The organism is Neobacillus sp. K501, from assembly GCF_053749995.1.
The window spans coordinates 108318-134711 of the sequence record NZ_JBSLYA010000003.1 but is presented as its reverse complement, the minus strand read 5'-3'; the positions used below and the strand labels follow the sequence as shown (position 1 = coordinate 134711).

The window sequence follows — 26394 nt, the reverse complement described above, 5'->3', positions numbered from 1 at the left end:
TTACTCTTTTGGTAAAATTCCGACATTTTTCACAATTCACCGAATTCCGTCATTAAAAAGAAAATAAAAAGAACACATGCAATATATTGCATGTGTCCCATTTATCAATTACTGAATGGATTTTAGTGAGTCTGTTAATGTTGTAATCAAAAACTTCAAATCATTAATTTCTATATTTAACGGCGGTGAAAGTGTTAACACGTTGTTGTAACCAGCGACGGTTGCACCATTTTTTCCGATTAATACCCCATGCTGTTTACAATTTGCAATGACTTGATTGACCAAAGCAACCTCTAACGGTTCCTTTGTTTGCTTATCCTTCACCAGTTCTATCCCAATTAAAAGCCCTTTTCCGCGGACATCACCAACAAATGGATGATCCTGCAGTAGATTGGATAAATCAGATAATACTTGCTCCCCAAGCTCTTTGGAACGAGCAAATAATTGTTCGTTTTCCATCAATTCGAGATTCTTCAACGCCAAGGCACAAGCGGCAGGATTACCCCCGAATGTATTTACATGGCGGAAATAATCGTACTCCTCTGAGCCTTTAAACGCCTCATAGATTTCTTTCCTGACTGCTGTTGCTGACAGCGGTAAATAGGCACTTGTAATCCCTTTCGCCATCGTTATGATATCCGGTTTTACATCGTAGTTCATGAAGCCAAATGGTCTGCCCGTCCGGCCAAAACCACAAATGACTTCATCGACAATTAAGAGTGCACCATGTTTTTCACAAACTTCTTTTGCAGCTTTCATATATCCTTCTGGTGGGACCAAAACCCCTCCACCTGTGATAATCGGTTCCATGATCATCGCAGCGATTGTTTCACTAAGCTCCCATGTCATAGTACGGTCAATTTCTTTTATCGAGGATAATTCCATTGGATCATTCACGTTCGTATCATCCCGATAGGAGTCAGGTGGTGCGACATGAATAAATCCAGGTGCTAATGGCTCGTATTTATACTTTCTTTGCGCTTGCCCCGTTGCCGCTAATGCCCCCATCGAGTTTCCATGATACGCACGGTAACGGGAAACAATCTTATATCGATTAGGATCACCCTTTTGCTGGTGATATTGACGTGCGATTTTGAACGCCGTTTCATTTGCTTCCGAACCGCTGTTCGAGAAAAAGAAAACATACTCATCATCAAGCATGCTATTCAATTTTTCTGCAAGTTTAATGGCAGGAACATGGCTTTGTGATAATGGAAAATAGGCCATTTCCTTCAATTGCTCATAGGCAGCCTCCGCAAGCTCGGATCTCCCATAACCTACATTCACACACCACAAGCCAGCCATGGCATCTAAATAACGATTCCCGTCAGCATCGGTAACCCAAGAACCTTCAGCTTTTGTAGCAACAATCGTTGCCTTCGGATTATACGGCTTCATTGAATGCCAAAGATATTGATCATCCAAATCTATTAAAGTTTCCTGTGATTGACTCGTTTCAACCATATCGATCCCTCCTTTACTTACTACTATGCATCAAAACGAGAAGTTATCATTTTTTTACGAGTATAGAAGTTCAAGCCATCTTTACCATTGACGTGAAGATCACCATAGAATGAATCCTTCCAGCCTGAGAATGGGAAGAAGGCCATCGTTGCTGGGACACCCACATTGATTCCAAGCATCCCGGCATCTGCTTCTTCTCGGAATTGACGGACTGCTTTGGCATTATTGGTATAAATTGTTGCTCCGTTCCCGTACCTAGATTTTCGAATATACTCTAATCCTTCATCCAAATCATTAGCACGCAGTAAGCTCAAAACCGGGGCAAAGATTTCGTCTTTTGCAATCGTCATTTCCGGACGGACGTGATCAAAAATAGTTGGTCCTAAGAAATTTCCTTGCGGATGATCACCCATTTCTCTTCGTCCATCTCGGATTAAGTCTGCACCTTCTTCTACTCCCTTTTCGATATAGCCGAGAACTTTATCACGGTGCTCTTTTCGAATGACTGGTGTTAGGAGCACCTCTTCATCCATGCCGTTGCCAATACTTAATTCATCCGCTTTTTTCTTTAACGCTTGAACAAATGGCTCATTATCGCCAACTACTACGACCGCACTGCAAGCCATACAACGTTGACCTGCGCTGCCAAAGGTAGAGCTGATAATATGCTGAACTGCCTTATCCATATCCGCATCTGCCATGACAATATGGTGATTTTTCGCACCGGAAAGAGCCTGGACACGTTTCCCATTGGCTGCTGCCCGTTCATACACATATTTCGCCACAGGCTGAGATCCAACAAAGGAGATCGCGGCAATATCTGGATGTTCAAGTAAACCGTTAACCACATCATGTGCCCCGTGGACCACATTTAATATCCCCGCCGGTGCACCAGCTTCTGTAAACAACTCTACAAGTCTATTAGCTAAAATCGGCGTACGCTCCGAAGGTTTTAACACAAAGGTGTTTCCACAGGCGATGGCTAATGGAAACATCCAAAGTGGAACCATCATTGGAAAATTAAATGGCGTGATACCACCAACAACCCCTAGTGGATAACGGAACATTTCCGAATCAATGTCTTCGGCGATTCCAGATAAGGTTTCCCCCATCATTAAAGTAGGCGCTCCTGCGGCAAATTCAACGCACTCGATCCCGCGTTGCACCTCACCATATGCTTCCTTATAGGCCTTACCATTTTCCTGAACGATTAATCGTGCCAATTCTTCGTGTTTTTCTGTTAGCAAATAGTGATATTTAAAGAGAATTCTTGCCCGCTTTGGAACAGGAACCTTTTTCCATGCCTTAAACGCTTCCTTTGCAGCGGCAACTGCCCTATTTACATCTTCCTTCGTGGAAACAGGTACCTTGGTTAATAATTCATTAGTTGCTGGATTCGGTACATCCAGTGTTTGCCCACTATTCGAATCAACCCAAGCACCATTAATATAATTTTGAAGAACCGTCGTTTCGTTTTTAGTAACACCCATTCGTATCCCTCCTAAAATTAAATCTCCGTAATTCCATTATCTCGAAAAATGGTAGTGCTTTCATTAGACAGTCTGTAACATCCACGGAGGCTTTTCTTCCACAAATTGAATATTAGTCGATGACTTTCACGTTATTTTCGAGCTTAAAAAGCTCGGGTGATAAATAATCAGCAACAAGCAGCATAAACTCTAGCGCAATCCGCTTTTCATGCCCCATAAAATCATTGCCAAGCAGGTTTTCAAGCTTTTGCAGGCGATGATATAAGGTTTGCCGGACAATAAACAATTTGTTGGCGGTTTCTTGTTTCGAGCCATTACACTCTAAATATGCCTTTAGAGTTTCTAGTAGTTTTCCATTATACTTTTGGTCATTTTGGATGACGGGCTGAAGATACTCTAAAACTAGCTCCTGCAAATCCATATGTTTACTCATTTGCGAAATGAGACGATATAAATGTAAATCTTCATAAAAATGATAGGTTTCTTTTTTCGGCATTTGCTGCTGAATGCGAAGGGTTTCTTTGGCTGAATCATAACTTTTATGTAAATCTGACAATTGATCAATAAACCTGCCAACAGCCATAAATATTTGGGAGGAACTCTTCTTTCTCATAAACTCTGAATCCTTAATACCATCAATGGCTCTTTTTACCCGTTCTTTCATCTTCTTTTTCGGACGATTATTTAAGAGGATAAAAATGATTTCATTCCTTTTTTCAACCACTAATACGGAAAAGCCATTTTGTTCAAAAATAGAGCGAAATAATAATTTTATATACGTAACATCATGAGAGGATTTTTCCTTAAATGACAGCAGCTTTGTGATAAGGACAACGGCTTCCGTTGTTTTTGGTTTCAGCCCATGCTCAAATAAATACTCCTGGATACTTTCTAACGGATGTTCACCCTCAAGCCACCCATGGAGCCATTCAAATTCCTCTACTCGCTTTTTTTCCTCTACAAATAAATCTCTTAATAAATGCTGAGCTAATGCTGTTGAGGTCCGATCGAGAATCAATAAATCATATTCACTGAAGGGAATTTCCCTTGAATAAATAAATAACTCCGCATATTCCTGTCCAAACAAATGAATCGGTGAAAAAGCGATATGATGGCTTTCTTCGGTTTTCATCTCCTCTAATTGTTGAATGATGATATTTTTTTCGGTTGGATTGATTTCTGGAACGAATTCATAATCCTGCGCCTTTAGCCGGAATATGATTTGTACCTCAAGGGCGGAAAAAATAAATTGGAGAATATCTTCGTATGCTTCCGTTGTTAACAATCTTTTGTTCAAGCTTTGTGAATAATTTTCTAAATCGGTAATCTTTCGATATTGCTGATTAATAATCATTGAATGGATGTCTTGCGTAATCGCCACAAATGGAACTTCCTCTTGAAAAACAATCAGGGGAAACTGATGTTCATTAGCAATATTGATTACTTCAACAGGGATTTCAGATAAATAAGTGCCAACTTCAATACAGAGTCCTGCAGCATCATTTTCAATTAGCTGCTGAAGAATCGAGACAAGTAACTCCTCATCCTCTTTCCAGGCAACAGCAGTCGATAATATTAATTCTTTCCCATTTAACAAGTTTCGAATATTGGTAACCTCTACAACATGAACCCATTTGACCGTACGATTAAGTCCCTCTTCTCCAGCGACTACAATAGCGTTTTCAAAATAATTTCTTCCTAGAATTTCAGCTACGGTTAATTGAAAAAGTTCCTTCATCGTCCACCCCCCCTTAACTCCATACAAAAAATTCGAAAAAAGGATTGGTAAAAGTTCCAATCCTTTTCCTTTTTAGAATTATATGCGTATAAAATTCGACTTCGAGAAATGTCCAGCTCCAGCGTCCTAGCGGCTAGTGTCCTTCGCTCTCCGTCCTACGATAAGTCACATCGAATCGCTACCGCTCTTCGTGTTTCCTTTTCTCAGTTGGAGCGCTCCATGCCATACGCCGCTGACCAGGGCGCTTCCGCTTTTCTTTACTCAATCCCTAAATTTTGTTTAATGAGTAAACTTGAAAAATACTTTCTTGCATTAGCTGTTCCGATTAAAAGCAATTCCTTTTCATTTTTCTCAGGATGGAAAAACTCGACAGATGCTCCGTCTAAATGCTCATGTACACGATTAATGCGATATCCCTTCTGAATGAGAAAATCCAGTTTATCCCGTTCATCTAGAAATTGGTTGTAATCTGACATGGTATCCTCCTAATAATAGAGTTGATCATCAATCAAATTTCAAGCTTGATGGAGTTTCTTCGATAACCGCTTCAAATTCATATTCCTCAATGACCCAATCCCTGCCAACAGAAATCCCTAAATATTTCTCATCACTTGGGTCTTCAATTTCGGCTTGCTGATATTTCTTAAACCACCAGAATTTAGCTAGAACATAGTAAATACCTGCTCCAACCAAAAATCCTACTAAAAACCCATAGGAAGGTAATAAATAGGCTAAATACCCGCCAATGATCCATGCAATAAATCCAGCTAAATTCACGCCGCCCATATATTTATATTGTCCATTATCTTCATACAATTCAGGTACATTGACTCGACGTTTACGAAGCAAATAATAATCAGAAAATAAGATTCCAACAATCGCTGATAAAATTCCGCCTACAATTAACAGAATCGGGATGATGACGCCAAATAACTCCCAAGGTTGAACAATCGTACCAACAATACCAGCTGTTATAACCCCCGCCCAGAACGGGAACTTCGGACCACCGACATTGGAGAATATTGTTGCTGCTGGGACTACGTTTGCCGCGGTATTAGTGGACCATTGCGCTAAAACGATCATTAAAAGTAAGATGGCAAGAATAATACCACTTGCTGATTCTTGAAGTGCAACAACTGGATCTGCATTTAAAACAGCAATATAGGAAACAGCACCAATGATAATCATAAATGTTTGAGTGAGTGGCATGGCTATTAGGTTTCCAATAAGAGAACTTTTATTCCGCTTAAACCAATTCTTTTCGTTTGCAGGAGCCTTCATAAATCGTGAGATCGATGGAATATCGGCACTCAATGTCGCCCAAAATCCCATATTACTAAAAATAACGACCATAAAGGCTGTGAAGGCTGCTCCACCAGTAACCGGTGATTCCACCCAAGTCCATACATTTCTTCCAGCAGCTTGAGCCTGATCAGATAATGACATGTACATCCAGATGGATATAATCATGATAATCGGTGCTGCTAAGTCAGCAAACCGTTCGATTGATTTGATTCCTAGAGCAGTGTTAATCAATTGCACGGCCGCGAAGATAAGGAAACAAACAAACCAATTATCAAACCCAAATAAAATATTTAAGATCCCATTCATTGCAGTCGCGCCGAAGTAAGTATTTATACCAAACCACGCAGAAGCCGCAACCCCACGAGTGATGGAAGGGATATGTGTTCCGATGGTACCAAATGGTGCTCTCATATAAACAGGAAAGGATAAGCCATGCTCGATTCCAATATCGGCAATTAAAGAAATAAAAAATCCAATCGCTAATGAACCAATTATCGTCGCAAGGATGACAAGTGGTAAAGATAGATTAACGACTCCTGCACCACCGATAGCAAAAGTAGCGAGAACGACGACCATCCCAACCCACATAAATGAATAACCTAAAGAAGAAATTTTGCGGTCTTTTTGTTGAATAGGTAATAAATCTGAAGACTTTAAGTGGCTTTTTTTCATATGAACACTCCTTTTTCGGTTTAAAAAATAGAATTTAACGACACAAATTCAGACAAAACCGACAACGATCAAAATTTTAAAAGGGCAATTGCCTGCAGATGGGCAAGCAATTGCGTGAGGAGGTTCAATCCTGAAGGGAGATAGTACGATCGTTTCTTAATTAAATGGATAAAGGTTGATTTTGGGCTAATGGTGTGTACATACTGTATTTTGCTCTCTTCAAATATTGACCAGAACCCGGTTTACCGACGAACTGTTTTTCGTGGATGACAAATTCACCACGTGAAAGAACAGAAACAGGCTCACCGGTCACCTTCATTCCTTCGAAGGCATTGTAATCAACAGCCATATGATGGGTTTCTGCAGAAATCACACGCTCAATCGTTGGGTCAAAAATCACGATATCTGCATCAGCACCAACAGCAATCGTACCCTTTTGCGGATATAAGCCAAATAGCTTAGCAATACGCGTAGAAGTAATATCAACAAACTGATTTAAACTAATTCTTCCCTTCTTCACCCCCTCCGAGAATAAAATCGAGATTCGATCCTCGATGATTGGTCCGCCATTTGGAATCTTTGTAAAATCATCGCGTCCTAAGTCTTTTTGACCTTTAAAATCGAAGGAGCATTGATCAGAACCGATTGTTTGCAGTTGTCCACTTTTCAACGCATTCCAAAGGACATTTTGATTCCATTTCTCTCTAAGTGGCGGCGACCAAACGTATTTTGCTCCTTCAAAATTTGGTTTTTCTAAGTAACTTTGATCCAAAACCAAATATTGTGGACAGGTTTCTCCCCAAACATCAAAGCCTTTACTGCGTGCTTCGGCAATTTTTTCAACCGCATCGGCACAAGAAACGTGTACAACATATAATTGCGAGTTTGCTAGTCCAGTAAGCTTAGCTGCTCGCCCCGTTGCTTCTCCCTCAAGCTCTGGTGGTCTTGTTAACGCATGGTAAATAGGTTCTTTCTTTCCTTCTGAAATCGCCTTTTTCGTTAAATAATCAATGACATCACCGTTTTCAGCATGTACCATTACAAGAGCACCATGCTCTTTCGCTGAGATAAGTGTTCGGAAGAGTGTTTCATCATCTGCCTGGAATACATTCTTATAGGCCATAAACACTTTAAAAGAAGTAATTCCTTCTTCATTTATCACATACGGCAATTCGTTTAATACTTCCTCATTTATTTCTGCAATCATTAAGTGGAATCCATAGTCAATGACCGCTTTTTCTTTTGATTTATCATGCCAAGTTTGTATTGCATTTTTCAGGGGTTCTCCCTTATTGGTTAAACAAAAATCAATCACCGTTGTCGTACCACCATAGGCCGCTGCGATCGTCCCCGTTTCAAAATCATCTTTTGTTACCGTTCCGCCAAACGGCATATCTAGGTGAGTGTGAGGGTCAATTCCTCCAGGCAATACTAGACAGCCCTTTGCATCGATGACTTCAGCACCTAATGCGGTTAAATTCGATCCAATCTGAGATACCTTTCCATCTTCGATTAAAACATCCGCTTGAAACGTATCAGCAGCAGTGACAATCGTTCCATTCTTAATTAGTTTTTTCATAAACAATCGCCTCCTAACCTATTTATTGACGTCGACTTTACACTCTGTCGCAAGACTCAGTGCTGCTTGACGCTCGTTCCAACTCATCACTGGTAATTCATTTGGAATTTCAATCATGTCAATCGCTCCATCTACCGGACAAACAATTGAACATAAGTTACAGCCGACACAATCCTCTTCTCGTACTTTTAAATAACTTTGACCATTATCATCTGTTAACATATCAATGCATTGGTGAGAGGTATCCTCACAGGCGATATGACACTTATTACAATTGATACAAACATCGGTGTTAATTTTGGCAACGATATTATAATTTAGATCCAAGTTCCCCCAATCAGAGTATCTTGGAACTGATTTTCCAATGATTTCTGAAACGGACTTAATCCCCTTGCTATCTAAATAATGGCTAAGTCCTTCAATCATGTCCTCAACGATTCGGAATCCATGATGCATGGCAGCTGTACAAACTTGCACACCAGTAGCCCCCATGAGCATGAATTCTACGGCATCCTGCCAGTTTGAAATTCCACCAATTCCTGAAATAGGAACATTGATATTGGCATGGCGAGCACATTCAGCAACCATATTTAAGGCTATTGGCTTAACGGCCGGACCACAATAGCCGCCATGTGCACCTTTTCCCGCAACATGCGGAATCGTATTCCATGAATCCAGATCAACCCCCATTAAACTATTTATCGTGTTGATCATACTGATCGCATCTGCCCCGCCATTACAGGCTGCCTCTGCTGTTGCTGTAATATCGGTAATGTTTGGTGTTAATTTAACAATAACAGGAGTTTGGGCCACCTCTTTCACCCAATAGGTTTGCCGTTCCACTAATGCTGGAACCTGGCCTGATGCAGAACCCATTCCCCGTTCCGCCATACCATGTGGACAGCCAAAATTTAATTCAAGGCCATCAACACCTACATCTTCGACGCGCTTAACGATTTCATGCCATTTTTCTTGCTTTGGTTCCACCATTAGTGAGGCTATAATCGCATGGTCTGGAAATCGCTTTTTTGTTTCATAGATTTCTTTTAAATTGACGTCCAGTGGCCTGTCGGTAATGAGCTCGATATTGTTAAAGCCAGCCACTCTTTGACCATTAAAACTAATCGCAGCAAACCGGGAGGAGACATTTAAGATTGGGTCTCCTAACGTCTTCCAAACTGCCCCTCCCCATCCTGCTTCAAATGCTCGTTGCACTTGATACCCCGAATTGGTAGGGGGAGCAGATGCCAGCCAAAACGGGTTTGGAGATTTTATCCCTGCAAGATTAATACGTAAATCAGCCATTTGGAAATCACCCCTTATCGAAATATATACAGAAAACGCTTACATGTTTTTAGGTTACTTTTAGAAATTAAGCAGTTCCGACTGCACTGGTAAGCTTATGAATACTATGTGCAGCTAGTTTTCCTTGTTGAGCTGCCGTAACGACCATGGCGTCGCCTTTTCCTTTTCCGAAAACAACATCCCCACAGGCAAAAATTTTAGGATTCGAAGTTTGATAGGTTTCTGAATTGACTGTAACCACTCCGCCTTGGTGCTGTACTCCAAATTTCTCAAATAGTTCATAATATCTGGTTTGTCCAATTGCTTTGATAACGGCATCCACCGGGATAATCGACTCTGACCCTGCTACAGGAATAGGTCTGCGTCGTCCATCTGGATCCGGTTCACCTAGCTCCATTTTTAAACACTCAATCCCCGTTACCTTCCCATTTTCATCACCAATTATCCTTTTAGGAGCTGTTAACCAGCGGAATTCCACACCATCCTGTTTGGCAAACTCATATTCAAAATCATAAGCGGTCATTTCTTCCGCTGTTCTGCGGTAGAGGATTTTTACATTTTCAGCACCTAAGCGAACAGAACAGGTTGCCCCATCAATCGCCGTATTCCCAGCACCCACAACTGCCAACCGCTTACCGACAAAGTTATTTGTAATCGTGCCGCTCTTTGTATTTTTTACAAATTCAATCGCATCATGGACACCTTCAAGATCTTCCCCTTCAATTCCTAAATCCGGTACCGATGACATTCCCACTGCCAAAACAATAAAATCATAGTTTTCTAATAATTCATCTACTGATACATCTCTTCCAACCATTGTATTGGTTTTAATCGTTACATTGAGCTTTTCAACTTGTTCCACTTCCCAAAAGGAAATCGCTTGTGGTAATCGGAATGAAACAATTCCATAAGTATTTAAGCCCCCAGCCCTTTCGGCCGCTTCGTAGATGGTTACATCGTATCCGAATCTGGCTAACTCTCTGGCAGCAGATAATCCTGCCGGACCACCGCCAATAATGGCAACACACTTTCCATTGCGAACACCAGGCTCGAATAATGTTTGCTCATTTCTAATTGCCCAATCAGTGGCATATCTTTGCAAGTTTCCAATCATGATCGGTTTTGTGGAATGATTGAGGACACATGCACCTTCACATAATTCCTCAGTTGGACATACACGTGCACAGCTTGCTCCAACTGGATTTGATGACATTATGGTTTTTGCTGAGCCTAGTAAATTTCCGGAAGCGATTTTTTTTATAAAGGTAGGGATATCAATTCCTGTCGGGCAGGCTTTAATACAAGGAGCATCATAGCAATAGAGGCAGCGATTAGATTCTTCTAAAGCTTCTTGGGTCGTAAGTGCTCTTTCAACCTCTTGAAAGTTTTTTTCAAGATTGCTAAGGGAAATGCGCTGGATTTTTTCCAATTAGAAACCCTCCTTTTTTTATTCAAATTTCACTGAAAATTCTGCATCTATTTTTCATTTTACAGCTCCACCTAAAGCATTTCATTATACAGGGTGTAAAATCGTGCAAGCTATCTAATGCTCAGTATGTAAATTTCACAATTACTTGTACAATTCTGAATCTTTTATCAATTTAACATACTGCAACAAAAAATTTTGTAAAATTCCATCGAAACCATTTTTAAGAAATATGAGGTTTGTAAACGATGGAACCAAGGCTATTAATAGAAAAATAGTATTTTTTTACAATTATTTAAACGAATTTGATAGATTTTCTTACAAATTTATTTTCGACAAAATCATTTAATTTGCTGTACAAATAAAAAAGTAGACTCTTCTAAGTCCACTTTTCATTGATTTTCATTTAATTTTTCTTTTTCCATTTTGTATGACCAATCATCTGGTCGATTTCATGAGAGGAATAGACTTTGACTCCTTTACTTTTTCCTAATGCGACCATAGCTATAGCAGCGGCAACAGTGCTGGCATGTACTGGTTTATAAGGTCGTAATGGTCCTACCATTAAAGGATTTAACAAACTGCTTACTTTTTCAGCCATCTTTTCTCCAAAGCGGAACTCTTCCCTGCTCCCTAACAATAAGGAGGGACGGAAAATAGACAGTGATGGGAAGTTCAACTTTATTAGCGCTTCCTCAACCTCTCCTTTTACTCGACTATAAAAGAAGGGTGATTTTGTATCAGCGCCCATAGCGGAAACAATCAGAAATTGCTCCACTCCTTGCTCCTTTGCGAATTTGGCAGCTTGTACAGGATAATCATAATCGACTTTACGAAATGCCTCTTTCGTTTTTGCTTTTTTTATTGTTGTCCCTAAACAGCAATAAACATCTGTCACCTGAAACATTTCACGATAATGATGTAATTCATCAAAATTTATCACATGCTGCTCACAGACACTCTCCTCAATTTCAATCGGTCTTCGAGTCAACAAGATAATTTTTTCATATAGATTTTGTTGGGTTACTATTTTGATTAGTTCTTTGCCAATCAGACCAGTTGCTCCTAGTACTAAAGCTGTTTTTTGTATTTGACTCATAACTTACCCCTTTCAAGCTCATACCTCGATTGCCTCGGAAGACAGTGGTGTTTTTTTCTTAACACTTAGAACAAACAGTGTTGCAATGATACATAGAGCTCCTGCAGAAAGGAAGGTAAGGGTATAACTATGGAATACTTCATAAAAATATCCTCCTAAAAAGGCAGCAGCACCTGATCCTAATTGATGGGCAGCAAATACCCATCCATAAATAATCGCTCCCCGTTCTTTTCCAAAATGATCCGAAGCTAGACGAACAGTCGGAGGAACAGTTGCAATCCAATCTAACCCATAAAAAATGGCAAATCCTATCAGCATCAAGTAGGATTTCATTTCAAATGCAAACGGCAAGATAAGTAAGGACAATCCTCTCAAGCCATAAAACCAAAACAGAAGCCAGCGATTATCAAAGCGATCCGACAGCCAGCCAGCAAACATCGTACCGATAATATTGAATATCCCCATAAAAGCAACTAAGCTTGCGGCATGAACTTCGGGGATTCCATGGTGAGTAGATGCAGGAATAAAATGGGTGCCGATTAATCCTGCTGTCGACAATCCACAAATAAAAAAGCTTAAGGACAACAACCAGAAAGGCAAGGATCGAACTCCAATCCATAATACTTCAAAAGCTGAGGAGATTGGATTCTTTTTATTCACAGAATCAGATGGGTCTAAAACTGAATCTGCACCATAAGGAAGCAGCCCTTTCTCAGCAGGCTTATCCCTCATCCAAATGAAAATGATCGGAATAAGGATAACTCCCAATACAGCAAAAACATACAGACCTGAACGCCAGGAAAATTGTTCTGTTAAATAAGATAATAATGGCAAAAAAATCATCTGGCCTGCTGCCGTCCCAGCCATAAGTAAGCCTAGCACAAACCCCCTCCGCTTTTCAAACCAGTTATTGGCTACAGTTGCCGAGAGAACAGAAAGAAAAACGCCAGAACCTAAACCAATAATAACTCCCCAAATAAGGTTTAACTGCCATAACTCTGTCATGATCAAGCTTAGATACATCCCTGCCACTAACAAGAGCATCGCATACCCCATCATTTTCCTGATTCCAAATCGCTCAAAACCGGCAGCGATAAATGGACCAGAAAAACCATATAGCGTTAAATTTATCGCAAATGCAAATGAAATCGCAGTTCGACTCCAATCAAATTCAAGTTCTAAAGGAATTAGAATTACTCCTGTAATTGAGCGAATCCCTGCCGCAATCAGTACTGCGATAAACGTAAGGCCAACAACAATCCATCCATAATACAAGTTAGACTACCTCCACTCTTATACCTATTTATTAAACCATCATACTACCGAAATCAGAATCTTAAAAGAATTAATTCCTCTCGTGCAGAACGATAAAAAAGACTATCCCACAGGGTATAGTCTGAAAAATTTTATCATTAAGTTATGCTTTTACATCAGCAACAAGTTTTGATAGAAAACGGTATATGATTTCAAACGCCCCGCTAAGGGAGATTTCGTCACTGAATCCGTCAACATAGTTTAACGTAAAATTCAAATCCCAAAGACCATCCTCGTGGCTGAACATCAAATCAAATTTCGCCTCATCTCCATGTAAATGGGCATTTAAATGTTCCTTTAATGGCTTCTCAAACTTTTTCTGGAGCTTTAATCCAAGCATCACATCATATGTACCAAATACATCATCCATTTCTAAAGATAAACCCTCGACGCCAATTTCTTCAAAAATATTTGATTCCATGTAAATAAATTCATTCTTATGTTCTTTTAAATAGGTGATTGTTTGTTCCAAAAAATCGTTAGATTCGGTAGCAATCATTGTTTCAGTTTCTTTATTGCATCGTTCAATATAAGCATTTTCAAAAGCTGACATGTTCCAATCCTCCTTAACTATTTTCCCTTATTTATATTGATTGTTTATCTTCAAAAAAGCAACTATTCTTCCGATAAATAGAAAAAAACAGTTCTAAATATAGAACTGTTTTTTTATGATTTACCTTAGTTTTCAACTAACTTATTATTAACCACTTTCTTTTCCACTTTCACTTCATCCATCGGATCCTCTGCTGGTGTAGCACGTTTCATAAAGAAAGCAAGAACGAGTGCCAATCCGGCAATAAAAATAGAAACAAAGAATGCAAAATTGATTCCATCAAGCATCGATTGCATCATGATTTTTTGTTTCATTTGAGCCATGATTTCTGCCGTAGGTTGTTCTGTCAGTTGGGACATTGCTTTTTCTCCCAATTCTTTTGCTCTTGATTCAGCAACGTTGGACATGATCGTAACCAATAAAGCGGTACCGATAGCACCTGATACTTGTGACAAGGTATTATTCATCGCTGTACCGTGAGGATAAAATCGTTTCGGTAATTGATTTAATCCATTGGTTGATACAGGCATATTAACCATGGACATACCAAACATCCTGACCGTATATAAAATAATTAATTCCGTATAGGTAGTTTCAAGTGTTAATTCACTTAAATAATATGTTGTCACCACTGTAATCGCAAGGCCAACGATGGCTAACATTTTCCCACCAAATTTATCAAATAACTTTCCGGTAATCGGACTCATAAATGCCATGACAATCGCCCCAGGTAAGAGCATTAAACCAGCATCTAATGGGGAAATCCCTCTAAGTGTTTGGACATAAATCGGTAAGAGCAGCATCCCTGAGAACATCGCCATTGTTACTACCATCGAGATCACGGATGATAGGGCAAACATTGGATATTTATAAATCGTGAAATTAAGCATTGGTTTATCTTGTTTCAGTTGACGTAATATGAATATGGTTAATGTAATGATACCGATAATTAGCGTTCCATATACTTCAGGACTGTCCCATCCCTTCTTACCGGCAGAACTAAATCCGTAAAGGATTCCACCAAACCCAACACTTGAAAGGATAACCGACAAGAAGTCAAGTCGTATATCGACTTTTTCTTTTTTATCTTTCAATAAGAAAATGCCAAGTAGTAAGACCACCGCAGCAATTGGTGTGACAAAATGGAATAGCATTCTCCAATCGTAATGTTCAATTAACCATCCAGATAATGTAGGGCCAATGGCAGGTGCAAACATTAACACTAGACCAAATACACCCATTGCTGCCCCCCGTTTTTCCACTGGGAAGCTTACTAACATGACATTCATCAACAATGGCATCATGATGGCTGAGCCGGATGCTTGAAGTAATCTTCCAGTCAATAATAAAGGAAATACATGTGCGAGACCCGCAACAATCGTTCCTAGCGTAAATAATCCCATCGCAGCGATAAATAACTGGCGGACAGAATATTTTTGAATTAAAAAGGCTGATGTCGGTATTAAAATACCGTTTACTAACATAAAGCCAGTTGTCAGCCATTGTACAGTCGCTGCATCAATTTCTAAGTCTTTCATTATGGATGGTAAGGCAATATTTAGTAAGGTATTATTTAAAAAAGCTATAAATGCTCCAATCATCAGGATCGAAATAATCCCATATGGAGGACGTTTTGTTTCAGAATTTACATTTTCCATTTTTATACCCCCATTATATACTCATAGTTCATTTATTAGACACCCGTTTCACGCCTTACTAATAATATACCGATAGTTTATATTTTGCAACAAAAAAATCTATATAAATATTGATTTTTAATGATATACTTATTTCATGTACTATCTATTTATACTATGAGTACAAATTGAATATAAAGGTGATTTTATGAAGAATCGCAAACAGCATGTCATAAAAATGGCACTTCAATTATTTATTGAAAAAGGATACCTAGCTACCTCCATTCAAGATATATTAGATTTTAGCGGTATTTCGAAAGGTACTTTTTATAATTATTTTTCATCAAAAGGTGAATTATTAATTGCGATTTATAAGACGATTTATAAGCAAATCGAAAAAGAACGCAATGAATTAATGCTTGGCCAAGATCCAGCGAATATTGAGATTTTCAAAAAACAACTAGAATTACAAATGCTGACAAACAAGAAATACAAATTAATTACCCTATATGAAGAAGTACAAGCTTCAAATGATGTTGATCTTAAACAATTCATTCAACGAAGTCGAATCCGTTCCCTTGGCTGGATGTTTAGACGGTTTATCGATATCTTCGGTGAAGACAAGAAACCTTATCTATTAGATTGCGCCATTATGTTCACAGGTATGTTACAACATAACCTTATGTATAATCGCTTGGCTAATCCCTCGGGGGAAAGGATCAAGAAAGTGGTTGGTTATAGTGTGGAACGATTAGTAAATTTGGTCAATGAAGTGTCAGAATCAAAAGAGCAGTTGCTTGAAAACGAAGTATTGGAAAAATGGCTGCCAGGCTGTGAACCAAACAATCATGAATTAATAGGCAGCCTCTATAAAATAACCCAAAATATCAGGAGCTCCATTCCAAAGCATTTCCAAAATGAAACGAGCCAAGAAAGATATACTGAACTGCTAGACTTCATCCAAGAAGAATTATTACAAACAAGGATGCCAAGAAAATTCCTCATTCAAAGCGCCCTTTTATCTCTAAAATCAAACCCAGCATCCCTTTGGAAAAAAGAACTCGAGCAACTGGAACAGCTCATCGAAACCTACCTGCTTGATACAGAGGAAAAAGATTAGCAGTGTTAGTTATTTTTAAAACAGTTTATGTCATGATGTGATGTAAACTGTTTTTTCTTTTGGGGATATTTTTTTTGCAGCTATTCATATGGTGCAGTTGCCTATACAAAGTATGATTAGGTTACGTAAATTAATTCAAACAAGATCATGTTCTATTTTTGTTGGTTAGTATTTTTTATGGTGCCCTAAAATGCGAAACAGGAGGTGCTTAAAAAGAATGTCGCTTTTTTCATTTGGTGAAAGGAAGAGAGAAGCTGGTGATAATAAAAGAACTGAAAGACCTGCATTTGGAGGCTTCATGCTCCCAAATTCAAGCACAAAACAGAGAAACATTCTTGATTTTATTCCAGATAAACCCGAGAAGAATCTAGAAGTAGAAGCAAATAAACCTAAACCGGACTCTCTAGAAGTCAGTGATTTCGCCCACAAAGATCTTCCAAAGAAACCGGTTCAAGAGAACAGGAAGAAGGAAAAACCGAATAATTTTAAATCCATTGACACTGTTAGTGGCAACTACGTTCTTTCAAGAGGCTGGGAAAGTAGCAATATGACGGTTTTTAGAAGCAAAAGGAAAAAGAAATAATTTAAAAAAGATGGGAACTGAATTTATCCCATCTTTCTCCCTATCTTAATTCGGTTCAACATGCACATGGACCTCATAGACATTGTGCTTTCCGATTAACTCGTTCTCAACCTTTGTTGCAATATCATGGGCATTTTTTATATCAAGAGTAGAATTAACGAGAATCACTACATCCACAACAACACGGTTACCATAATTCCTCGCTTTAACTTCTTTTACTCCTTTAACACCGCTGCAAAGCATAACCGTTTTTTTATATGTATCCATTTCTTTTTCGTCAAAACCATCTGTTAAATAATGAGAAGCTTCTTTAAAAATATCCCATGCCGTTTTACAAATGAGAATTCCAACGATGCCTGCCGCCAATGGATCTAACCAAGGGAATCCAACAGCTGCCCCAATTATCCCAACGGATGTACCAACACTGACCCAAGAATCAGATAAATTATCCTTCGCTGCAGCCATAACAGACTGGCTGTTTATTTCATTCGCTAGTTTTTTATTATAGCGATAAACAAAATACATAATGATTGCACAAAAAAGCCCTGTCCACGCTGAAATAACGTCTGGAGACTGTGTATCCCCATTTAATACATTTAACAATGCCTCGTAGAGGACTTTAAGTCCAACTGCCATCATAATAAAAGAGGCAACCAATGAAGCAACCGATTCCGCTTTCCAATGACCATAAGGATGATCATCGTCTGCGGGACGCTGCGATAATCGTAAGCCAATGAGGACAGCAAAAGAGGCGATAATATCCGTTACATTGTTCAACCCATCTGCTTTCAATGCCTCTGATTCAGCCATATAGCCGACTGCTAATTTTATTGCAGACAAAAATAGGTAGGCGATAATACTAATAATCGCTCCCCGTTCCCCTCTTCGTAAATCCGAAGAAACATGTTTTTCCATTCTATATCCCTCACTTCTATCTCCTATATTATCGAGGAAAAATATCTAGTGGGTCTAGAGAAACCTTTTGTCATTCCACTAAATAATTAATATGAACGAAAAAATGTTGGCTTATGTAAAAAATCGATTTTAATAAATCTTGAAAATAAATGAATGGTTCAGTATTCTATTAACATATTCAACCCATTAAGGATGTGTTTAACCTGCGATTAAATAAATTTATATCCGAGTCGGGAAAAACTTCTCGACGCGGAGCAGATAAATGGATTAGTGAAGGAAGAGTAACCATCAATGGTAAAGTGGCACAAGTTGGCAGCAAGGTTGAACCAGGGGATGAGGTTTGCATCAATGGAGAACCAATTAGAGTTTCAAAAGATTATGTCTACATCGCCTTGAATAAACCCGTTGGTATTACAAGCACAACAGAGCGGCATATTAAAGGAAATATCATTGATTTGGTCAACCATCCATTAAGGATTTTTCATATTGGCAGACTTGATAAAGATTCAGATGGATTAATCCTCCTTACGAATGATGGAGATATCGTTAATGAAATACTCCGGGCCGAAAATAAGCATGAGAAAGAGTATATTGTTACGGTTGATAAGCCCCTTTCTGCTGAATTTTTGAAAAGAATGGCAGCCGGTGTAGAGATACTAGATACCAAAACACTTCCCTGCCAAGTTGAGCAGATATCGAGGTATGTTTTTCGTATCATTCTGACACAAGGTTTAAACCGCCAAATCCGCCGGATGTGTGCTGCACTTGGATATGAGGTCCAGCGTTTACAACGAATTCGGATTATGAATATTCATTTAGGTAACCTGGCTATTGGCCAATGGAGAGACTTAACCAAAAAAGAAAAAAATCAATTGTTTAACGATTTAAATTATCAACCAAGACAATGGTAAAAAAGAGGAAGACCTTAAATCTTTAAGGATTTAGGGTCTTCCTCTTTTATGATTTCACATACTTTTAGATTCGTAAAGGTGTATTTCAAGTTCCCTTCTAATCGAAGAAGGAATCGGTTCAGATTTTTGCAAATGGAGGTTGAAATTCACATAGGTAACAGTTCCTTTTGCACAGACTTTCCCATCTTGATGGATTTCTTCATATAACTCTAAACTAGAATTACCAATCCGTTTCACCCATGTAATTACTTCTACCTCTCTGCCAAAATATATTTGATTCACATATTCTACAGCCATATTGATAATAATCATTTTCCAATTTTCAAACATGTCATCAGGGGTAAACAGTTTAAAAATCGGGTTACGCCCGGCTTCGAACCAAATGGGGATCGTGGTATTGTTGATATGACCAACACCATCCGTCTCCGATACACGCGGATCAATGGTTGTTTTATACATCGAAAGCCCTCCAATCCCTCATTAGCGATTTTTTTGTAAGACTCCCTCAAAGGCATTTAGATATATTTGTTCAATTGCCTCCATACTTAAAGGCATGGGACTTCTGTTTAAGAGCCTTTTCTGCTTAAATCCATTTTCCGATAGCCTTTTTATATCTTCATGTTGTATTCCATAATCAGCTAGCGTTGATGGTAACCCCACATCCTGAACTAAATCTAATAAACTTTTAATTACATTCTTTACAATTTCTCGCTCAGTTTTCCCAAATGATGGAATCTTAAGGATCTCGGCAACTTTCACCATTTTTTCAATACAGGCTGGCCATATATGATCATAGACATATGGCAGTAAAACCGCATTTGATTCACCATGCGAAAGCTTGAAAAGTCCTCCTAGTGGATATGCTAATCCATGAACACCCGCCACACCAGCATTGTAAAAACTTAAGCCAGCCAATAAGCTCCCTAATGACATTTCTTCTCGGGCTTTTTTGTCTTCACCGTTCCAAACTGCTTTTCTTATATTAGGAAGGATCCGCCTCATGGCCTCTAATGCTAAAGTATCTGTTAAAGGTGTAGCATTTTTCGAGGTGTATGCCTCAAGTGCATGTGTAAAAGCGTCAATCCCACTAGCTGCCGATACTCTCGGAGGAAGTGTGTAGGTTAATACAGGGTCTACAATCGCATAATCTGCTAATAAATATTCATGGTTAATGACGTCCTTTGTATCTTCTAATGAAAAAACAGCAATATCTGTGACTTCAGCACCAGTGCCAGATGTCGAAGGAATTAATATTTTCGGCAACCCTTTATTGGTAAACTTTTTAGTACCGCTCAAATTTAAATAGTCCTCAACAAAACCTTCATTTTTCGCCAGTACCGCTGCAGCCTTTGCTAAGTCCAAGGCACTGCCGCCGCCAACACCAATAACTAAATCAGGATTACATTTTCTGATTTTCTCGACCACTTGATTTCCCACTTTTAACGGTGGTTCTGGTACGACATTAGAATCTATGGTTACTTCGATACTCCGATCATTTAATATTTTTATTATTGGCTCAATCACGCCTAATTCTTTTAATATAGGATCTGTAACGAGAAATGCGTGATGGATCTGTTGTTCTGTTAGAACCGATTGTAGTTTTTGTAGAGAACCCTCACCATAATATATTTTTTTAGGGGAAACAAATTGGTCCATTCACCTATCTCCTTCCTTGTTTTCGAGGGGTTTCACTATCCATTTTTGTATAATCTAACCCTTTCTCAACAAATCAGCGTTCACCTCGTTAACTGTGCGCTTTCCGCATAGTGCTAAAGTTAAGTCAAAATCAGCTATAAGGTTCCTCAATACTTGTTTTACTCCATCTTCACCTGCCAAAGCGAGTCCATACATATATGGACGACCAACAAGCACAGCTTTTGCACCTAAAGCAAGAGCTTTGACCATATCTGAACCTCTGCGGATCCCACTATCCATCAATACCGGAATCTCATCCTTTACTACCTCGACAATTCCAGGCAAAGCATCTATCGCAGGGATAGCCCCATCGACCTGTCTTCCGCCATGGTTACTGACAATAATTCCGTCCATTCCATATTCTAATGCCAATTTGGCATCATCTGGGTGGAGAATTCCTTTTAATAGGATTGGCAGTGAAGTATGCATTCGGATATAGCTTAAATCCCTCCAAGTTAACGATGGGTTGCCGAAGACTTGAGACCAAAGCATAATGGCAGATTGCATATCTTCCATGGGGGATTTTTCTAGTCTAGAACAAAAAACAGGATCCTCTAGGTAATTACCAATCCCTTTTGCCTCCAGAAATGGTAAATAACCATGTTTAATATCTTTTTCGCGCCAAGCCATCATTGGTGTATCTACGGTGATAACAATGGCACTATAACCAGCTGCTTCCGCCCTTTTCACCATACTAGCCGCAATTTCTCGGTCACTACTCCAATAGAGCTGGAACCATCTCTCACTTTCACCCATTTCTGCGGCAATTTTTTCCAAGCTGTATGTAGAAGCGGTACTTGAGATAAAAGGAACACCCATTGCAGCTGCAGCCCGTGCACTTGCTAATTCTCCTTCTGGATGAACAATGGATTGAACCCCTACAGGTGCACATAGTAACGGGTAGGAAAGTTTTTTTCCGAATAGCTCAATGCTTAAATCTCTTGAAGCTGTATCACATAACATTCTTGGGATTAGTTGATATTTTTCAAAGGCTTTATTATTATCGCGCGCTGTTATTTCCGCTCCTGCTGATGCCGCTACATAATCGTATGGCTTCGCATCCAATAGCTCCCTCGCCTTTGCTTCCAACTCTTCATAGGAAACAGGAACAATCTTCTCTTCTAACTGTTGATACACTTTTAATTGCACTCGATTTCCAAAACTCATCTCTTAACTCCTCCTATCAAATAAATCGCTTTCAGCTCTATCCACTAAATGATACCACTGTGAAAAAACAACGGTCAATAAATTGACGGAATATTATAAAATTTATCAAATGAAACTTTCCTCCTACCATTTCCGTATTAAGAGTAATCTCATAGTTGTTGAATTATATAAGGGGGATTTGTATGGGGAATTTATTGATATTTTCCTTGATTATTGTGATTGCTTCGGAAATGGTTATGTTGCCGTTTTTTCGAGGAGAAAAGCCAACTAATGCGGTATCCAGTAAAATAAGCAAAAAAAGTAAGAGAAAAGCTACAAGTAATAAAAGTGTTATGATCGCTATATTAATTATTTTCGTTCCAGTTGTATTTGTTTTTTATTACTTTAGTAATGTAGACAGAAATATTTCTTCTCTATGGGTGTTTGCCATTATCGCTACCCTTCTGGGTACCATTGTTTCTCACGGTATGGAGCGTAAAATGAAAGGACTGCTTTTTGTAGGCTCCCTCATTCTAGCAGGCTATTTTCTAACAGCTTTTCTTTTTAATGCCGATGAAAAATATGAAATCGCTAAAATGGATGCAAAAGTGGAGATAAAAACCTTTGATGAAAAAGAAACGCCAGCAAGTGTTCCACCACAGTTTGCACGGAACAAAATGAAAAAGGCCTTTGGTCAAGTACCGAATACCAGCTATTACGAGCTAGGTAACCTGCAAATTCAAAAGGTTAACGGTGAATACGTCTATATTGCACCGGTAGAATTCTCAGGCTTTTTTAAATGGTGGAAAGGTAGTGTGACACCAGGCTACTTTTCATTAAGTGCTACAGACTCTTCTGCTAATCCAAAATTCATCAAGGCAGAAATGGCTTACACTCCTTCTTCCTATTTTAATAAAAATATTGAGCGCCATATTCGCATGGAGTTTCCAAAAGAGATTTTCTACGGAGATGTACAATTAGAAATCGATGAAGAGGGCAAACCGTATTATATCCGTTCCTACGGGGATTTCATCTCAGCGCGTAATGGTTTTGAAGTAAAAGGTGTTGTCGTCGTTGATTCAAAGAGCGGTCATACTAAAGCCTATCCATTAGCCGATGTGCCTGAATTTATTGATGGAGCCGTGTCACCTGAAATTGTCAGCTTGCAAAATAGTTATTTTGGAAATTACGTCCATGGCTTTTGGAATAGCATATTCGGAAAGTCGGATGTAAAGCTCCCTTCCGATGAAGGAACAGAAGCTAATGTAAGTCCGATCTTTGATGAAAATGGTATCATGTATTATTTCACAGATTTCACAAGTCCAAAGGAAGGCGTAGATTCCATGCTCGGATATTCATTGACTAATTCTCGTACCGGCGAGGCTACCTACTATACCGGCAACCCAGAGGAATCGTACATGGATTCTCAAGGCGCCTTGCAAATTATTGAAAAGAAGTTTATCGAAAAGAAATGGCATGGTGAAATGCCCGTTATCTATAACTTTTATGGAGAAGCAAGCTGGCTGACTCCAGTCCTTGATTCTAACGGCTTTTTACAAAATTATTTCATTGTTTCGGCTGCCAACCCGGAAATCTCTGTGTATGGAGTGACTCCTAGTGAGGCGTTAAAGCTCTATAAAACAGCCTTGCAAAGAGGTGGTGGATCGGTAGACGGAAGCTCGAAGGCTGAAGAAAAACAGATATCAGGTACTATTCTCCGCGTTTACAAGGAAAAATCGGGGGACGCAACGGTTGTCACCTTCCTATTAGATAACAAGCAAAGCTATATTATAGCTTCCGATAAAGAACCACTCGTAATTTACTTAAAAGAAGGTGATCAAGTGAAAGTTACCTACCTTGATACAGAAGAAGATTTCCTTCCAGCAAAAGAGATTGAAATTAACGGATTGGAATAAAAATATGAACACGATGAAGCCCTTTTTTAATAGCTTCATCGTGTTTTTTCATTTAAATATGGAAAAGGACCCCGAATCTCACCGGAGTCCTACAGGATTAACTTGATTTTCTTCCAAGGTATGCTTCTACGATTCTTGGATCCTTTAGGAGGTCCTTTGCATTTCCTTTCATGATCACTTTTCCAGTCTCCAACACATACCCATAGTCAGCAATCTTTAATGCTTGCTTGGCATTTTGCTCAACAAGCAGGACAGTTGTCCCAGAATCTTTTATTTCTCTAATAATCTTAAAAATATCTGCTACGATTAAAGGCGCCAGCCCCATCGAAGGCTCATCAAGCAGCAATAGTTTCGGGCGGGAAAGGATGGCCCTTGCAATCGCAAGCATCTGCTGCTGCCCACCGGAAAGCGTTCCACCAAGCTGGTTCTTTCTTTCTTTTAATATTGGAAAGTGATTCATTACTTCTTCAATATCTTTTCCAATTTCCTTATCATTACGATGGTAAGCTCCCATTTCAAGGTTTTCCATCACACTCATACCGGATAAAATAGCTCTTCCTTCAGGAACAAGTGCTATACCTTTTTTAACAAGCTGGTCCGGTCTAAGCCCTGTCACATTTTCTCCTTGAAACTCAATCGTTCCATTTTTTGGTTTTATTAAACCAGCAATGGTTTTCATCGTAGTGGTTTTGCCGGCTCCGTTAGCACCAAGAATCGTTACAATTTTACCTTGTTCGACATCAAGACTAACACCTTTTAAGGCTTGAATTTTACTGTAAAAAGTCTCAATTCCTGTAACTTTAAGCACTATAATCTTCCTCCTCCGAACCGAGGTAGGCTTCAATAACAGCTTGATTGTTTTGAATTTCCTCCGGTGTTCCTTCTGCTAATTTCTTCCCAAAGTTCAAAACGGTTATTCGGTCGCACAGTTTCATGACTAGCGGCATGTCATGTTCGATCAAAAGAACTGTTACGCCTCTTTCTTGCACTTTTTTTATTAAGTAGAATAATTCGTCCGTTTCAGTTTCATTCATCCCTGCAGCAGGCTCATCCAGTAATAAAAGCTTAGGTTCACTGGCTAATGCCCTGGCAATTTCAAGTCTTCGCTGCTGACCATAAGCTAAATTATCTGCTGTTACATCTGCGTAGTTAGATAAACCTACAAGCTTTAGAAGTTCCACTGCTGTTTCACGTAATCTCGCTTCTTCGCTGCGCTCGGCCTTGGTACGGAAAACACCACTGAAAACACCGGATTTTGTCCGGGAATGTCCCCCAACTAATACATTTTCTAAAGCACTCATTTGCGAAAAAAGTCGGATATTTTGAAAGGTTCGACATATCCCTTTATCGGTAATTTTATGCGGCTTAATTCCAGTGATTTTATTTTCAAGAAAGCTAATCTCTCCTGAAGTTGGAGAAAACATATTTGTAATGACATTAAACATTGTCGTTTTTCCGGCTCCGTTTGGACCAATTAAACCGAAGATTTCTCCCTGATTAATGGAAAAGGATACATCGGTTAAAGCGGAGATGCCGCCAAAGTTTTTAGAGATGTTTTTGATTTTTAGTACCATGATCGGCCCTCCTATTTGGAAGTTTACTCTTAAACCATTGAAGGATTGAAATATCGATAATCCCCTGAGGCCGGAATGCCATCATAAGAATTAAAATGAGACCATATATCACATAACGGTATTCACTGATAAACCTTAATACCTCTGGCATTAATGTCATAAAGGTTGCTCCAAAAACAGCACCCCAGATTACTTCACTGCCGCCGAAAACTGCAAAAATAAGAATCTCAACGGCTCGATGATAGGAGAAATCAGCCGGGCTGATGTAGGCCATGACATGTGCAAATAAAGCTCCTGCAAAGCCGGATAAAATGGCTCCTTGTGTAAAGGACAATACTTTATAGTATGTAATGTTAATGCCCATTGACTCAGCCGCTTTTTCATCCATTTTAATAGAAGCAAAAGCTCGTCCAACACGGGATTTGCTTTGTCTAATAAAAAACCAGATTAGTAGAATATTTATGATCAGCAAGAGAATCAGTACCAATAAATATACAAACTGATTATTTCTTAATCCGAGCATACTAGGTTCAAAACCTGCATCCTTAAAAAAACGGAATAACTCTCTTCCTATATGAGGGATACCAGAAATTCCAATCGCCCCATTTGTTAGAGATTCCCAATTAACAAAAAACACCCGGATGACCTCACCAAATCCAAGCGTTGCGATAGCCAAATATACGCCTGTTAATCGAAGAGATGGAATACCAATAAGGATGCCGAAAATCCCGGCAACTAATGAACCTGCAATGATTCCGATGATAATAGGCAGATCATAATTGATCGTTAACAATGCAGATGTATAGGCGCCTATACCCATAAACCCAGCATTACCTAAAGATAATTGTCCTGATGAAAGTGTAATGTATATGCTTAAGCCGAGAATAATATTGATCAATATAAAGGAAGCCACTTGTAAGTGATATGGATTAATTAACTCTCCCAACATATC

General features: G+C 39.1%; 23 protein-coding genes. 4 read left to right on the top strand and 19 right to left on the bottom strand.

Annotated features, from left to right (window positions below; all coding sequences use genetic code 11):
- Positions 1-108 precede the first annotated feature (108 nt).
- The 12 genes from ACWM35_RS08670 to ACWM35_RS08615 form a co-directional block, all read right to left on the bottom strand.
- Positions 109-1464: an aminotransferase gene (locus ACWM35_RS08670; protein ID WP_454817374.1), complete on the bottom strand. Its 1356-nt coding sequence runs from the start codon at positions 1462-1464 to the stop codon at positions 109-111.
- Between the two features lie 23 nt (positions 1465-1487).
- Complete coding sequence (locus ACWM35_RS08665; protein ID WP_454817372.1) at positions 1488-2954, bottom strand: CoA-acylating methylmalonate-semialdehyde dehydrogenase; 1467 nt, start codon at positions 2952-2954, stop codon at positions 1488-1490.
- A 112-nt stretch (positions 2955-3066) separates the two neighbouring features.
- Positions 3067-4692, bottom strand: coding sequence for a PucR family transcriptional regulator (locus tag ACWM35_RS08660; protein WP_454817370.1), 1626 nt, complete (start codon positions 4690-4692; stop codon positions 3067-3069).
- A gap of 257 nt (positions 4693-4949) precedes the next feature.
- The gene (locus tag ACWM35_RS08655; protein ID WP_454817368.1) at positions 4950-5168 is read right to left on the bottom strand and encodes a hypothetical protein; all 219 of its coding nucleotides are present in this window, start codon (positions 5166-5168) and stop codon (positions 4950-4952) included.
- A 28-nt stretch (positions 5169-5196) separates the two neighbouring features.
- The gene (locus tag ACWM35_RS08650) at positions 5197-6669 is read right to left on the bottom strand and encodes an NCS1 family transporter (RefSeq protein WP_454817366.1); all 1473 of its coding nucleotides are present in this window, start codon (positions 6667-6669) and stop codon (positions 5197-5199) included.
- Between the two features lie 160 nt (positions 6670-6829).
- Positions 6830-8248 carry a dihydropyrimidinase gene (gene hydA, locus ACWM35_RS08645; RefSeq protein WP_454817364.1) on the bottom strand — a complete coding sequence of 473 codons (1419 nt, stop codon included), beginning with the start codon at positions 8246-8248 and terminating at the stop codon, positions 6830-6832.
- Between the two features lie 18 nt (positions 8249-8266).
- Complete coding sequence (gene preA, locus ACWM35_RS08640) at positions 8267-9553, bottom strand: NAD-dependent dihydropyrimidine dehydrogenase subunit PreA (RefSeq protein ID WP_454817362.1); 1287 nt, start codon at positions 9551-9553, stop codon at positions 8267-8269.
- A 67-nt stretch (positions 9554-9620) separates the two neighbouring features.
- Positions 9621-10973, bottom strand: coding sequence for an NAD(P)-dependent oxidoreductase (locus ACWM35_RS08635; RefSeq protein WP_454818142.1), 1353 nt, complete (start codon positions 10971-10973; stop codon positions 9621-9623).
- A gap of 412 nt (positions 10974-11385) precedes the next feature.
- Positions 11386-12078, bottom strand: a complete 693-nt coding sequence (locus tag ACWM35_RS08630; protein WP_454817360.1) for an oxidoreductase — start codon at positions 12076-12078, stop codon at positions 11386-11388.
- Positions 12079-12096: 18 nt separating this feature from the next.
- Positions 12097-13353 (bottom strand): MFS transporter, encoded by a 1257-nt coding sequence (locus ACWM35_RS08625; RefSeq protein ID WP_454817358.1) that lies wholly within the window; start codon positions 13351-13353, stop codon positions 12097-12099.
- A gap of 142 nt (positions 13354-13495) precedes the next feature.
- Complete coding sequence (locus tag ACWM35_RS08620; protein WP_454817356.1) at positions 13496-13945, bottom strand: branched-chain amino acid aminotransferase; 450 nt, start codon at positions 13943-13945, stop codon at positions 13496-13498.
- Between the two features lie 125 nt (positions 13946-14070).
- The gene (locus ACWM35_RS08615) at positions 14071-15603 is read right to left on the bottom strand and encodes a DHA2 family efflux MFS transporter permease subunit (protein WP_454817354.1); all 1533 of its coding nucleotides are present in this window, start codon (positions 15601-15603) and stop codon (positions 14071-14073) included.
- A 187-nt stretch (positions 15604-15790) separates the two neighbouring features.
- Between ACWM35_RS08615 and ACWM35_RS08610 the strand changes: the two genes are divergently transcribed.
- Complete coding sequence (locus tag ACWM35_RS08610) at positions 15791-16702, top strand: TetR/AcrR family transcriptional regulator (RefSeq protein ID WP_454817352.1); 912 nt, start codon at positions 15791-15793, stop codon at positions 16700-16702.
- Between the two features lie 217 nt (positions 16703-16919).
- Positions 16920-17285, top strand: a complete 366-nt coding sequence (locus tag ACWM35_RS08605; protein ID WP_454817350.1) for a hypothetical protein — start codon at positions 16920-16922, stop codon at positions 17283-17285.
- A 45-nt stretch (positions 17286-17330) separates the two neighbouring features.
- Here the strand turns inward: ACWM35_RS08605 and ACWM35_RS08600 are convergent, their stop codons facing one another.
- Positions 17331-18200 (bottom strand): cation diffusion facilitator family transporter, encoded by an 870-nt coding sequence (locus tag ACWM35_RS08600; RefSeq protein WP_454817348.1) that lies wholly within the window; start codon positions 18198-18200, stop codon positions 17331-17333.
- Positions 18201-18394: 194 nt separating this feature from the next.
- Here ACWM35_RS08600 and rluF point away from each other — a divergent pair, with 194 nt between their 5' ends.
- A complete protein-coding gene (gene rluF, locus ACWM35_RS08595; protein ID WP_454817346.1) occupies positions 18395-19111 on the top strand; it encodes a 23S rRNA pseudouridine(2604) synthase RluF in 717 nt (238 codons plus the stop codon).
- A gap of 54 nt (positions 19112-19165) precedes the next feature.
- Here rluF and ACWM35_RS08590 read toward each other — a convergent pair whose 3' ends face one another.
- Genes ACWM35_RS08590 through ACWM35_RS08580 form a run of 3 tightly spaced genes read right to left on the bottom strand, consistent with a single transcriptional unit; the run spans position 19166 to position 21973 of the window.
- Entirely contained in the window at positions 19166-19570 is a 405-nt protein-coding gene (locus ACWM35_RS08590) for an acyl-CoA thioesterase (RefSeq protein WP_454817344.1), read from the bottom strand.
- 21 nt (positions 19571-19591) lie between these two features.
- A complete protein-coding gene (locus tag ACWM35_RS08585) occupies positions 19592-20767 on the bottom strand; it encodes an iron-containing alcohol dehydrogenase (protein WP_454817342.1) in 1176 nt (391 codons plus the stop codon).
- Between the two features lie 54 nt (positions 20768-20821).
- Entirely contained in the window at positions 20822-21973 is a 1152-nt protein-coding gene (locus ACWM35_RS08580; RefSeq protein WP_454817340.1) for a lactate 2-monooxygenase, read from the bottom strand.
- Positions 21974-22155: 182 nt separating this feature from the next.
- On the opposite strand from ACWM35_RS08580, the gene ACWM35_RS08575 reads away from it, so the two are divergent.
- Positions 22156-23868, top strand: coding sequence for a hypothetical protein (locus ACWM35_RS08575; protein WP_454817338.1), 1713 nt, complete (start codon positions 22156-22158; stop codon positions 23866-23868).
- 97 nt (positions 23869-23965) lie between these two features.
- Here ACWM35_RS08575 and ACWM35_RS08570 read toward each other — a convergent pair whose 3' ends face one another.
- The 3 genes from ACWM35_RS08570 to ACWM35_RS08560 are packed head-to-tail and all read right to left on the bottom strand — an operon-like array spanning position 23966 to position 26391.
- Positions 23966-24676 (bottom strand): ABC transporter ATP-binding protein, encoded by a 711-nt coding sequence (locus ACWM35_RS08570; protein WP_454817336.1) that lies wholly within the window; start codon positions 24674-24676, stop codon positions 23966-23968.
- Positions 24669-25442 carry an ABC transporter ATP-binding protein gene (locus ACWM35_RS08565; protein ID WP_454817334.1) on the bottom strand — a complete coding sequence of 258 codons (774 nt, stop codon included), beginning with the start codon at positions 25440-25442 and terminating at the stop codon, positions 24669-24671. The genes ACWM35_RS08570 and ACWM35_RS08565 overlap by 8 nt, the downstream gene beginning before the upstream one ends.
- A complete protein-coding gene (locus ACWM35_RS08560) occupies positions 25414-26391 on the bottom strand; it encodes a branched-chain amino acid ABC transporter permease (protein ID WP_454817332.1) in 978 nt (325 codons plus the stop codon). Before ACWM35_RS08560 ends, ACWM35_RS08565 begins: the two co-directional genes overlap by 29 nt.
- Positions 26392-26394 lie beyond the last annotated feature (3 nt).